12 protein-coding genes are annotated in these 12,468 nt (G+C 63.7%); 6 read left to right on the forward strand and 6 right to left on the reverse strand.

Annotation, left to right across the window (positions count from 1 at the left end):
* Positions 1 to 24 precede the first annotated feature (24 nt).
* Together AWB79_RS02105 and AWB79_RS02110 are read right to left on the reverse strand one after the other, a co-directional pair.
* Positions 25 to 1,323, reverse strand: coding sequence for an ATP-binding protein (locus AWB79_RS02105; RefSeq protein ID WP_061165944.1), 1,299 nt, complete (start codon positions 1,321 to 1,323; stop codon positions 25 to 27).
* A 126-nt stretch (positions 1,324 to 1,449) separates the two neighbouring features.
* Positions 1,450 to 1,704: a cysteine-rich CWC family protein gene (locus AWB79_RS02110; RefSeq protein ID WP_374728516.1), complete on the reverse strand. Its 255-nt coding sequence runs from the start codon at positions 1,702 to 1,704 to the stop codon at positions 1,450 to 1,452.
* Between the two features lie 111 nt (positions 1,705 to 1,815).
* Between AWB79_RS02110 and argB the strand changes: the two genes are divergently transcribed.
* The 6 genes from argB to AWB79_RS02140 all read left to right on the forward strand — a co-directional run bounded on the left by argB (position 1,816) and on the right by AWB79_RS02140 (position 7,751).
* Positions 1,816 to 2,715 carry an acetylglutamate kinase gene (gene argB / locus AWB79_RS02115; protein WP_061132650.1) on the forward strand — a complete coding sequence of 300 codons (900 nt, stop codon included), beginning with the start codon at positions 1,816 to 1,818 and terminating at the stop codon, positions 2,713 to 2,715.
* 61 nt (positions 2,716 to 2,776) lie between these two features.
* Complete coding sequence (locus AWB79_RS02120; protein ID WP_061165945.1) at positions 2,777 to 3,523, forward strand: pyrimidine 5'-nucleotidase; 747 nt, start codon at positions 2,777 to 2,779, stop codon at positions 3,521 to 3,523.
* Positions 3,524 to 3,757: 234 nt separating this feature from the next.
* The gene (gene metX, locus AWB79_RS02125; protein WP_061165696.1) at positions 3,758 to 4,903 is read left to right on the forward strand and encodes a homoserine O-succinyltransferase MetX; all 1,146 of its coding nucleotides are present in this window, start codon (positions 3,758 to 3,760) and stop codon (positions 4,901 to 4,903) included.
* A complete protein-coding gene (gene metW / locus AWB79_RS02130) occupies positions 4,900 to 5,508 on the forward strand; it encodes a methionine biosynthesis protein MetW (RefSeq protein WP_061165697.1) in 609 nt (202 codons plus the stop codon). Before metX ends, metW begins: the two co-directional genes overlap by 4 nt.
* 45 nt (positions 5,509 to 5,553) lie before the next feature.
* A complete protein-coding gene (locus AWB79_RS02135) occupies positions 5,554 to 6,840 on the forward strand; it encodes an AmpG family muropeptide MFS transporter (RefSeq protein ID WP_061165698.1) in 1,287 nt (428 codons plus the stop codon).
* Positions 6,837 to 7,751 (forward strand): M48 family metallopeptidase, encoded by a 915-nt coding sequence (locus AWB79_RS02140; protein WP_061165699.1) that lies wholly within the window; start codon positions 6,837 to 6,839, stop codon positions 7,749 to 7,751. The genes AWB79_RS02135 and AWB79_RS02140 overlap by 4 nt, the downstream gene beginning before the upstream one ends.
* 3 nt (positions 7,752 to 7,754) lie before the next feature.
* Here the strand turns inward: AWB79_RS02140 and AWB79_RS02145 are convergent, their stop codons facing one another.
* The 4 genes from AWB79_RS02145 to gatA all read right to left on the reverse strand — a co-directional run bounded on the left by AWB79_RS02145 (position 7,755) and on the right by gatA (position 12,460).
* Entirely contained in the window at positions 7,755 to 8,540 is a 786-nt protein-coding gene (locus AWB79_RS02145) for an exodeoxyribonuclease III (protein ID WP_061165700.1), read from the reverse strand.
* Positions 8,541 to 8,565: 25 nt separating this feature from the next.
* Complete coding sequence (locus tag AWB79_RS02150) at positions 8,566 to 9,405, reverse strand: polyphosphate kinase 2 family protein (RefSeq protein WP_061165701.1); 840 nt, start codon at positions 9,403 to 9,405, stop codon at positions 8,566 to 8,568.
* A gap of 86 nt (positions 9,406 to 9,491) precedes the next feature.
* Positions 9,492 to 10,961 carry an Asp-tRNA(Asn)/Glu-tRNA(Gln) amidotransferase subunit GatB gene (gatB, locus tag AWB79_RS02155; RefSeq protein ID WP_061165702.1) on the reverse strand — a complete coding sequence of 490 codons (1,470 nt, stop codon included), beginning with the start codon at positions 10,959 to 10,961 and terminating at the stop codon, positions 9,492 to 9,494.
* Positions 10,962 to 10,963: 2 nt separating this feature from the next.
* Positions 10,964 to 12,460: an Asp-tRNA(Asn)/Glu-tRNA(Gln) amidotransferase subunit GatA gene (gene gatA / locus AWB79_RS02160; protein WP_061165703.1), complete on the reverse strand. Its 1,497-nt coding sequence runs from the start codon at positions 12,458 to 12,460 to the stop codon at positions 10,964 to 10,966.
* Positions 12,461 to 12,468: the final 8 nt, after the last annotated feature.

Consider the following 12,468-nt stretch of genomic DNA (forward strand, 5'->3'; position numbering starts at 1 on the left):
GCTGTGGTGCGCCCGGGTTCGAGTTCAGGCCGCGCCGCTTCGTTCAGTCCTGGCCTGCGACGCCTGCGCCGCGACCGCGCCGCGGTTCGGCAGACGCAACACCGCGCACGTGCCGCGCGGCTTGCCGTCGATGAGCTCGATCGAGCCGGAAAGCCGCGCCGCCGCCGCGAACGCCAGATACAGGCCGACGCCGTGGCCGCCCTGTGTGCTGTCGACCGGCCCCGCGCCGAGCGTGCCGCGCAGCGCGGCCGGAATGCCCGGGCCGCGGTCGCACACGTCCAGGCGCACGCAATCCGTGCCGTCGATGTTTTCCACCGACGCCTGCAAGGTCACCGATTCACTGCTCGCGCGCGCCGCGTTGTCGAGCAGGATCGTCAGAATCTGGCCGACGGCCACGGCGTCGTCGATCGACGCGTCGGCGGGCATCGAGGCGATCTTCGCGAACTTCACCTGCGGATGCCGCAGCCGCCATTGCTCGATGAAGCTCGTGAGCCATTCGTCGAGCGGCTGGCGGCTCGACGGCCCCGTCGCGCGGCTGCGCAGACGCGCGAGCGCCGAGGTGCAGAGCGCCATTTGCTGCTCGAGCAGTTCGAAATCGGCCGCGTAGGGCGCGAGGTTCTTGTCGTGTGCCGCGGAGTCGCGCAATTCTTCGGACAGCATCGCGATGGTGGAGAGCGGCGTGCCCATCTCGTGCGCGACGGTCGCCGCCTGCACGCCGAGCGCGACCGCGCGTTCGTCGCGCAGATGACGCTGCTGGGCGTCGGCGAGCGCGGCGTCGCGCACGCGCAGCGCACGCGACATGCGCGCGACGAACCAGCCGATCAGCCCGACGCTCACCATGAAGTTGACCCACAGGCCGGTGCGGAAATAATCGAAGAGATTGGCCGGATTCTCGATATTGAGCGGCACGAAGTTGTAGCTGAGCAGCGCGTAGCAGGCGACGGCGAAAAGCGCGAGGCAGGCCATCATGGTCCACGGCAGCACGGCGGCGGCGATTGCAAGCGAAGGCAGATAGAGCGTGACGAACGGATTGGTCGCGCCGCCCGAGAGGAACAGCAGCGCCGAGAGCGCGCCCAGGTCGACGAGCATCTGGCCGAACAACTCGGAATTCGTCTCCTGCCGCGCCCGCGCGACGCGCAACCAGGTGAGGCCGTTGAAGATCATTTCGAGCGCGACGACGAGGAGCATCGCGGGAAGCGGAAGCTTCGCTCCGAAGAAAATTTGCACGACAGCGATGGTCGTCAACTGGCCGATGATCGCGAGCGAGCGAAGCCAGAAGAGATGGCCGAGATTGACGCGTCCGGTGTTGGTTATGCGATGCATCTGGTTGAGTGCCCTGTCGGCGCGCGGCGCGCCCGATGCGACATTATCCCGCTTGCATCGGGCCTGCTGCGGCATCTGGCGCGATTTGTCGCACCCGATGTCGCGGACGGCACGGCATGCGGTCTGCTAATCCGGATCGGCGACGCGCGCGATCTCCGCCGCGAGGCACGCCGGGCACAGGCAGCTTTCGTCCGCGCGCAGACGTTCGAGCGGCAACGCAGACATTCCGGCGCACCAGCAGGTCGAATCGCCTGCGCGCGCGCCGCAGCGAAACGGCGCGCCGCATCGCGCGCATTTTTGCGTCGCCGCGGTGCTGGCCATTTTTGTTTCAGGGGAATCGTTCATCATCCTGTCATCAATCCGCCCGAACGATGATCGCATGCCGGCCGGTCCGCCGGAAAACGTCGCCCGCCGCGGCAATTCGTCATGCTGCGCCGCGTCGGTCCTGTACAATTCGGCGTGTTTAAACGCTCCCTCGCCTTATTCGCCGCCATGTCCGAGCAACCCGATCTCACGCAAATCGCGCCTACCCTGAAGGCTGAAATCCTGGCCGAGGCGCTGCCCTACATCCGTCAGTATCACGGCAAGACGGTCGTGATCAAATACGGCGGTAATGCCATGACCGAAGAGCGCCTCAAGCAGGGCTTCGCGCGCGACGTCATCTTGCTGAAGCTCGTCGGCATCAATCCGGTGATCGTGCACGGCGGCGGCCCGCAGATCGACCAGGCGCTGAAGAAGATCGGCAAGCAAGGCACCTTCATCCAAGGCATGCGCGTCACCGACGAAGAGACGATGGAAGTCGTCGAGTGGGTGCTCGGCGGCGAGGTGCAGCAGGACATCGTCACGCTGATCAACCACTTCGGCGGTCACGCTGTCGGCCTGACCGGCAAGGACGGCGGCCTCATCCACGCGCGCAAGCTGCTGATGCCGGATCGCGATAATCCGGGCCAGTTCATCGACATCGGTCAGGTGGGCGAGGTCGAGGCGATCAACCCGGCAGTCGTGAAGGCGCTGCAGGACGACGCGTTCATTCCGGTCATTTCGCCTATTGGTTTCGGCGAAGACGGGCTCTCGTACAACATCAACGCGGACCTCGTCGCGGGCAAGCTGGCGGTCGTGCTGAACGCGGAAAAGCTCGTCATGATGACGAACATCCCCGGCGTGATGGACAAGGAAGGCAATCTGCTCACGGACCTTTCCGCGCGCGAGATCGACGCGCTGTTCGCCGACGGCACCATTTCCGGCGGCATGCTGCCGAAGATCTCCTCCGCGCTCGATGCCGCGAAGAGCGGCGTGCGCTCGGTGCACATCATCGACGGGCGCATCGAGCATTCGGTGCTGCTCGAGATTCTCACCGAACAGCCGTTCGGCACGATGATCCGCTCGCATTGAGCTTGTCCCCGCCTCTCAAACGCCCGCCGCCGCGCGGGCGTTTTTCCGTGTGAATAACTACGTGACCACGCATCGTCCGTCCCCCCAGCGCCGCGTGAAACCGAACGGCCCCGTCTGGCTCTTCGATCTCGACAACACGCTGCATCACGCGTCGCACGCCATTTTTCCGGCGATCAACCGCGGCATGACCGAGTACATCATGGATCGCCTGAACGTCGATGTCGACGAGGCGAACCGGCTGCGCGTGGGCTACACGGTGCGTTACGGCGCGACGCTGCTCGGGCTCGTGAAGCATCACGGCGTCGATCCGGCCGACTTCCTGCGCGTGGTGCACACCTTCGCCGATCTGCCTTCGATGGTGCGCGCCGAGCGCGGCCTCACGCGCATCCTGCGCGCGCTGCCCGGACGCAAGATCGTGCTCACGAACGCGCCGACGCTCTACGCGCGCAGCGTGCTCGCTGAGCTGGGCATCGCGAAGCTGTTCGAGCGCGTGATCGCGATCGAGGACATGCGCGAGGGCAATCGCTGGCGCGCCAAGCCCGACGCGCCCATGCTGCGCCGGACCATGCGCCGCGCGAACGTGCGCCTGCAGGACGCAATTCTCGTCGAGGACACGCGCGGGCATCTGAAGAGCTATCGGCGGCTGGGGATTCGCACGGTGTGGATCGTCGGGCATCTGCCGGTCGCGAAGACGTCGGGCGGCGGCTTGTCGGCGCGCAAGCCGGGCGCCGGGCGGCCGCATTACGTGGATCGCACGGTGCGTTCGCTGCGCGCGCTGACGCTCGGCATGCGCGGCGGCAAGCTGTAGCGTGCCCGCCGGTTTGGCGGATTTATGACGTTTTCCGCTATACTTCAGCGCTAACGAGATTTCTCGAACATCAACGACGCGCCGATTTGCTGACTCGATTGCGGGCGCGCGAACCCCAGTGCTTTCTGGCTGGCGTTCACTATAAATGCGGCTAAAGAGGTCGTCAGCCGCGCTCAGTCCCTTCTGGCAGCGCATCGCCGACACCGTTTAGCCGCTTGCTCAAAGGCGGAATGAATGGAATCGATCGGCATCGTCACTCCCCAAACACTGCGCTTCACCGAGCCGCTCGCGATGCAGAACGGTTCGTCGCTCGGCGAATACGAACTCGTCGTCGAGACCTACGGCGAGCTCAACGCCGCGCGCTCGAACGCCGTGCTCGTGTGTCACGCGCTCAACGCCTCGCACCACGTCGCGGGCATCCACGCCGATAACCCGAAGAACGTCGGCTGGTGGGACAACATGGTCGGCCCCGGCAAACCGCTCGACACCAATCGCTTCTTCGTCATCGGCGTGAACAATCTCGGCTCGTGCTTCGGCTCGACGGGACCGATGAGCATCGACCGCGCGACCGGCAAACCGTATGGCGCGAGCTTTCCCGTCGTCACGGTGGAAGACTGGGTGAACGCGCAGGCGCGGCTCGCGGACCGCTTCGGCATAGAGCGCTTCGCCGCCGTGATGGGCGGGAGCCTCGGCGGCATGCAGGCGCTCGCGTGGAGCATGATGTATCCGGAGCGGCTCGCGCATTGCATCGTGGTGGCGTCCACGCCCAAGCTCTCGGCGCAGAACATCGCGTTCAACGAAACGGCGCGCTCCGCGATCCTCTCCGATCCCGACTTCCACGGCGGCGACTACTACGCGCACGGCGTGAAGCCGCGGCGCGGCCTGCGCGTCGCGCGCATGATCGGCCACATCACGTATCTGTCGGACGACGACATGGCCGTGAAGTTCGGCCGCGCGCTGCGCCGTGCCGAAGGCGCGCTCGATGCGTACAACTTCAGCTTCGACGTCGAATTCGAAGTGGAGTCGTATCTGCGCTATCAGGCGGACAAGTTCGCCGAATACTTCGACGCGAACACGTATCTGCTGATCACGCGCGCGCTCGATTATTTCGATCCCGCGAAGGCGTTCGATGGCGATCTCACGAAGGCGCTCGCCAATACATCGGCGAAATATCTGATCACGAGTTTCACGACCGACTGGCGTTTCGCACCGGCGCGCTCGCGCGAGATCGCGAAGGCGCTGCTCGACAACAAGCGCACCGTGAGCTACGCGGAGATCGACGCGCCGCACGGCCACGACGCCTTCCTGCTCGACGACGCGCGTTATCACAACCTGATGCGCGCCTACTACGAACGCATTGCCACGGAGATCGGCGCATGAACCAGCACACACTCGATTCCCTCGCGCTGCGCTCGGACTTTCGCGCAATCGCCCGCTGGGTCGAACCGCGCTCGACTGTGCTCGATCTCGGCTGCGGCGACGGTTCGCTGCTCTCGCTTCTGGGCGAAGAGCTCGAAGTGGCGGGCTACGGCATCGAGATCAACGACGCCGGCGTGCTCGCGTGCGCCCAGAAAGGCGTGAACGTGATCCAGCAGAATCTCGAAGACGGACTGCGGCTTTTCGAAGACGACAGCTTCGACTTCGCGATCCTCTCGCAGACCCTGCAGACGATTCACCAGACCGCGGCGATCCTGCGCGAGACGGTGCGCGTCGGACGCCAATGCATCGTGTCGTTTCCGAATTTCGGTTACTGGCAGCATCGGCTGTCGGTGATTCAGGGGCGCATGCCGGTGTCGAAATCGCTGCCTTATCAATGGCACAACACGCCGAACGTGCGCGTGCTGACCATCAAGGATTTCGAGGCGCTCGCGCCGGAAGTGGGCATCGAGATTCTGGATCGCGTGGTTCTGCACGACGGGCAGGCCATCCGTTGGGGCGAGAACTGGCGTGGTAGTCTTGCGGTCTATCGCGTGAAGCGCCGGTAACGATTGCCGGTGCGCTCACGCATCGACAACTCCCCGTTATACGACATGCCCGATACGCCACACGAGGCGCCCGCTCTAACTGCACACGAAGATCATCCCGGATGGCGCGCGTTTCTCAACAAGCGCATCCTCATTTGCGTTTTTCTCGGCTTCACGTCGGGATTGCCGCTCTTCACGCTTTATAGCCTGTTGCAGGCGTGGCTCACGACCGCGCATGTCAACGTCAAGGACATCGGCCTGTTCGCGCTGATCGGACTTCCCTACACCTGGAAGTTCGTCTGGTCGCCGCTGATGGACCGCTACATTCCGCGCTTTCCCGGCTGGAGTCCGGGACGGCGGCGCGGCTGGATGTTCGCCACGCAAGTGCTCGTGATGGTGGCCATCGGATCGTTCGGGTTCTTCTCGCCTGAACAGAACCTGTGGGCCGTCGCGGCGGTGGCCGCCCTCGTCGCGTTCTTTAGCGCGAGCCAGGATATCGTCATCGATGCTTACAGGCGCGAGTTGCTCGCCGATACCGAACAAGGTCTCGGCAACGCGGTGCACGTGAATGCGTACAAGGTTGCGGGACTCGTGCCCGGCTCGCTATCGCTGATTCTCGCGAGCTTCCTGCCGTGGAAGACCGTGTTTCTGATCACCGCCGCGTTCATGCTGCCGGGTCTCATCATGACGCTCGTCGTCAAGGAGCCCGAGCTTCACGGCGCGCCGCCCAAGAGTCTGCGCGAGGCGATCGTCGAGCCGTTTCACGAGTTCGTCACACGCGACGGCTGGCGCGCGGCGCTGCTCGTGCTCGGCTTCATCTTCCTGTACAAGCTCGGCGACACGATGGCGACCGCGCTCGCGACAAAATTTTTCATCGACGTCGGATTCTCGCTCGCGCAGATCGGCGTGATCGCGAAGGCGGTCGCGTTCTGGGCGAGCATCGCGGGCGGCTTGCTGGGCGGCATCGCGCTGGTGAAGATCGGCATTGCGCGCGGGCTGTGGATCTTCGGTTTTCTGCAGATCATCGCGACGCTCGGCTTTGCATGGCTCGCGAAGATCGGACCTTCGCCGCTCGCGCTCGGCGTGCTGTACGGCTTCGAAACCTTCGCGACAGGACTCACGCTCGCCACCTTCACCGCATACATCGCGAGCACCACGGACCCGCGCTACACCGCGACGCAATTCGCGCTCTTCACGAGCCTGGCTGCCGTGCCGCGCACGTTAGCGGCGGCGGGCAGCGGCTATATCGTCTCTGAAACGGGATGGTTTCCGTACTTCCTGATCTGCGTCGCGCTGTCGATACCGGGCATGTTACTGTTGCCGAAAATCGCGCCCTGGAGAACTCAACGATGACGCTTTCTTTCAAGCTTCGCGCCTTGGTTTGCGCACTGGCATGGGCGTCGATCGCGCCTTTGTCCGCGCAGGCCCAGGACGAACAGAAGGCGCCGCCGCCCTACTCCGCACCGAACAACCAGATCCGCTTCGGCAATACCGCGCTGTTCCGCAACCTGATTCCGCCCGCGACGCTCGAAGCGCAGTCGGCGCAGGAATACGCGCAGCTCATCCACGACGCCGAACGCAACAAGACGCTCCTTCCGGACAGCGACGCGACGGTCAAACGCGTGCGCGAGATCGCGAATCACGAGATTCCGTTCGCGCTCAAATGGAACGATCGCGCGAAGAACTGGAAGTGGGAGATCAACGTCATCAAGTCGCCGGACACGCGCATGGTGTGCCTGCCGGGCGGGAAGATCGTGGTGTACAGCGGGCTGATCGACAAGCTTCGTCTGAACGACAACGAGCTCGGCATGCTGATCGGCCACGAGATCGCCCACGCGCTGCGCGAGCATGCGCGCGAGCGCCTCGGCCGGCAGCAGGCGGCGCAGCTTTCCTCGAACGGCATGCCCCAGCTTTTCGGCTTCTCGAACTATTCGTCGCAGCAGCCGGATGTTGGCGATGAACTGCTCGCGATGCGCTATTCCCCCGCCGACGAAACCGAAGCCGATGTGATCGGCAGCGAAATCGCCTCGCGCGCGGGCTACGATCCGCGCGCGGCCGTCACGCTGTGGAACAAGATCGACTCGACCACGCGCCGCGCCGACGACGGTTTCATCTGGCTGCATCCGTACGGGCCGGATCGGCGGCAAGACCTGCTCAAGCGCATGCCGGACATGATGCCGCTGTATGCGAAGGCGGTGGGCAAGAGCATCGACCAGTTGCCGAATTATGCGGGGATGGGGCGGTTCAAGAAGTCCGGCCGTTGAGGCTCATTTTTTCTTGCCGAGCTTCCAGTCGTAATCAATCGTCAGCGGCGCGTGATCGCTGAACTTGATGTCCTTGAAAATCGACGTCTTCTTCGCGGTCGCGGCGATTTCCTGCGTCGCGATCTGATAGTCGATGCGCCACCCGACGTTCTTCGCATACGCCTGACCGCGATTGCTCCACCACGTGTACTGCTCGGCGCGCTGATCGATGGTGCGGAACACATCGACATAACCGACGTCGTCGAAGAGCTTCGTGAGCCACGCGCGCTCTTCGGGCAGGCAGCCCGAATTCTTCTGGTTGCTCTTCCAGTTCTTGATATCGATTTCCTTGTGCACGATGTTCACGTCGCCGCACAGAATCACTTCGCGCTCTTTCGACAACTCCGCGAGATGCGGCATGAACTCGTCCATAAAGCGATACTTCGCCTGCTGGCGCTCGTCGCCGCTCGAACCCGAAGGCACATACACCGAGACGACCGAGAGCTTGCCGAAGCGCGCTTCCACGTAGCGCCCTTCGGGATCGAACTCTTCCGAGCCGAAGCCGATGATCACGTCATCCGGCTCGTGACGCGTATACAGCCCCGCGCCGCTGTAACCCTTCTTCACCGCGTGCTGGAAATAGCCCTGAAAACCGTGCGGCGCGAGGAACTCGGGCGTGAGATCGTCCTGCGAACACTTGATTTCCTGCACGCACACGACGTCCGATTTCTGCTCGCCGAACCAGTCGAAGAATCCCTTCTTGGCGGCCGAACGGATGCCGTTCAGATTGGCGGTAATCACGCGAAACATACGCTTCCTTTTTCTTGAGTTCGTCTTACTCGACCTTCACGCCCTTCAGCGATTCCTTCGCCGGCGGGAATTCGAGCTTCATGTTCTGCAGCGTGCGCAGCAGCAGTTCGGCGACCATCACGTTGCGATGCGTCTTCGAATCGCCCGGAATGATGTACCACGGCGCGTACTCCGTCGAGGTCGCGCCGAGCGCGTCGGCGTAGGCGGCCTGGTAGTCGTCCCAGAGCTTGCGCGCGTCGAGGTCGGAGACGTCGAACTTCCAGTGCTTGGTCGGATCGTCGATACGCGCCTGAAGACGCTCGCGCTGCTCCGCCTTCGAAATATGCAGGAAGCATTTGACGATGGTCGTGCCGGAATCCGCCAGCAGCGACTCGAAATTGCGGATATGCCGATAACGCCGCTCGCATTCGTCTGCATCGATCGATTTGAGCACGCGCGGCACGAGCACGTCTTCGTAATGGCTGCGGTTGAAGATCGCGAATTCGCCGGCCATCGGCGCCTGCGCGTGCACGCGCCACAGGAAGTCGTGCGCGGCCTCGCGTTCCGACGGCGCGCGAAACGGCACGATGCGCAGGCCGAGCGGATCGACATCGTGAAACACGGCGCGCACGGTGCCGTCCTTGCCGCTCGTGTCCATGCCTTGCAGCACCAGCAACACGCGCCGGCGACGCTGCGCGTGCAGCTTCTCCTGCAGGTCGTCGAGCTGCGCGCCGATCGCCGCGAGCCGCGCGCGGTCGGCGTCCTTCGCGCCGCTCGAGAACGGTTTAGCGGCCGGATCGACCGAAGTCAGATCGAACGGTTTGAGCTTTTTGTCGCCATTTAAGAAAGGAACGCGAAAGTCGTCGAGTTCGGGTTTCTTTGCCATGTATGTTTTTCCCCGCTTTCAATGAAAACGGGCTGCTGCCAGGCTCAACCGGCAACAGCCCGTAAGTCAGTTCCTGACCGTGTGAATCAGGACAATTTCTTTTTCAGCAATTCATTGACCTGCTGCGGATTCGCCTTGCCCTTGGTCGCCTTCATCGCCTGGCCGATCAGCGCGTTGAAGGCCTTCTCCTTGCCCGCGCGGAATTCCTCGACCGACTTCTGGTTCGCCGCGAGCACCTCGTCGATGATCGCCTCCAGCGCGCCGGTGTCCGAGATCTGCTTCAGGCCCTTCGCCTCGATGATGCGATCCGCGGCCGCTTCGTCCGTCGCTTTCTCGTCCCAGATCGTCTGGAAGATGTCCTTCGCGATCTTGTTGGAGATGGTGCCGTCGGCAATGCGTTGAATGATCAGCGCGAGTTGCGCCGCCGACACCGGCGATTCGCCGATATCGAGCGATTCGCGGTTCAGTTGCGCGGAGACATCGCCCATCATCCAGTTCGCGGCGATCTTCGCCTGGGATTCGCCGGCCTTCTGCACGAGCGCCTCGAAATACGCCGCCATCGCCTTCGATGAGGTCAGCACGCCCGCGTCATACGGCGTCAGACCGTACGTGTCGACGATGCGCTTCTGGATGTCCGCCGGCAGCTCGGGCATCTCGCCCTTCACGCGCTCGACCCACGGGGCGTCGATCACGAGCGGCATCAGGTCCGGGTCCGGGAAATAGCGGTAATCGTGCGCGTCTTCCTTGCTGCGCATCGAGCGCGTTTCGCGCTTGTCGGGATCGTAGAGACGCGTTTCCTGCACCACGGTGCCGCCGTCTTCGATCAGCTCGATCTGACGGCGCACTTCGTACTGGATCGCCTCTTCCAGGAAGCGGAACGAGTTCAGGTTCTTGATCTCGGCGCGCGTGCCGAATTCCTTCTGGCCGACCGGCCGCACCGACACGTTCGCGTCACAGCGGAACGAGCCTTCCTGCATGTTGCCGTCGCAGATGCCGAGCCACACGACGAGGCCATGAAGCGCCTTCGCATAAGCGACCGCTTCCGCCGCGCTGCGCATTTCGGGCTCGGTGACGATCTCGAGCAGCGGCGTGCCCGCGCGATTCAGGTCGATGCCCGTCATGCCCGCGAAGTCTTCGTGCAGCGACTTGCCCGCGTCTTCTTCGAGATGCGCGCGCGTCAGGTTGACGGTCTTCGAATACGCTTCCTTGCCAGCCTTTTCGTTGGCCGGAACCTGAATCGTGATCTGACCGCCCTGCACGACCGGAATCTCGTACTGGCTGATCTGATAGCCCTTCGGAAGATCCGGATAGAAGTAGTTCTTGCGCGCGAAGATGCTGCGCGGCGCAATGTGCGCGCCGATCGAAAGACCGAAGCGGATCGCGCGCTCGACGGCGCCACGGTTCATCACGGGCAACACGCCGGGCAGCGCGAGATCGACGGGGCTCGCCTGCGAGTTCGGGCTCGCGCCGAATTGCGTGGGCGCGCCCGAGAAAATCTTGGAGACGGTGGAAAGCTGCGCGTGCGTTTCCAGACCGATGACGACTTCCCACTGCATGTTCACACTCCCGATGCCGATGGTGCCTTGCGGTGCCAGTCGGTCGCGCGCTGATAGGCGTCGGCGACCTGGAGCATCCGGGCTTCGTTGAAATAGTTGCCGATGATCTGCAGACCGACCGGTCGATTCGCATTCGCCCCCGCGCCGAAGCCGCACGGCACGCTCATGCCGGGCAGGCCCGCGAGGCTCACGGAAAGCGTGTAGATATCGGCGAGATACATCTGCACGGGATCGTCGGCCTTCTCGCCGAGATTCCACGCGACCGAAGGCGCCACCGGTCCCATGATGACGTCGCACTGCTTGAACGCTTCCTGAAAATCGCGCGCGATGATGCGGCGAATCTTCTGCGCCTGCAGGTAGTACGCGTCGTAATAGCCGTGCGAAAGCACGTACGTGCCGACGAGAATGCGCCGCTTCACTTCGGGACCGAAGCCTTCCGCGCGCGACTTCTTGTACATGTCGAGCAGGTCCTTGTACTGCGCCGCGCGATGCCCGTAGCGCACGCCATCGAAGCGCGACAGATTGGACGATGCCTCGGCCGGCGCGATGATGTAGTACACGGGAATCGAAAGCTCGGTCTTCGGCAGCGTGACTTCGACGAGCGTGGCGCCGAGCGCCTCGTATTGCTTCAACGCGGCGTCGATGGACGCCCGCACGTCGTCCGCCAGACCGGCGCCGAAATACTCCTTCGGCATGCCGATGCGCAGACCCTTCAGCGGCTTGCTCGTGTCATCGCTGCCGTTCCACGCTTGGCCGAGATAACGCGTGTAGTCTTCGCTTTCGCGTTGCAGGCTGGTGGAGTCGCGCTCGTCGAAACCGCCCATTGCGTTGAGGAGCAGCGCGCAGTCTTGCGCGGTTTGCGCCATCGGGCCGCCCTGATCCAGCGACGAAGCGAACGCGATCATTCCATAACGCGAAACGCGGCCATACGTCGGTTTGATCCCCGTGATGCCGGTGAACGACGCGGGCTGGCGGATCGAGCCGCCGGTGTCGGTGCCGGTCGCGGCGGGCGCGAGACGCGCGGCCACGGCCGCGGCCGATCCACCCGACGAACCGCCCGGAACCGCCTTCACGTCCCACGGATTTTTCACGGCGCCGAAATACGAATTCTCGTTGGACGAGCCCATCGCGAACTCGTCCATGTTCGTCTTGCCGAGCGTGACCATGCCGGCGTGCTTCAGACGATCGACGACGGTCGCATCGAACGGGCTCGCGTAATTTTCGAGCATGTGCGAGCCGGCGGTGGACGTCCAGCCGCGCGTGACGAACACGTCCTTGTGCGCGACCGGCAGACCGGTCAGCGCGCCGGCATTGCCCTGCGCGATGAGCGCGTCGGCCGCTTTCGCCTGTTCGAGCGTGAGCGCGGCGTCGACGCCGATGAACGCGTTCAGATCCTTCGCGGCCTCGATGCGTTGCAGATACGACTGCGCCAGTTCGACCGCGGAAATCTCCTTCGAGTCGAGCGCGGCGCGCAATTCGGTCAAGCTTTTTTGATGCATTGCAGTTC

Source organism: Caballeronia hypogeia (genome assembly GCF_001544875.2).
Taxonomy (GTDB): domain Bacteria; phylum Pseudomonadota; class Gammaproteobacteria; order Burkholderiales; family Burkholderiaceae; genus Caballeronia; species Caballeronia hypogeia.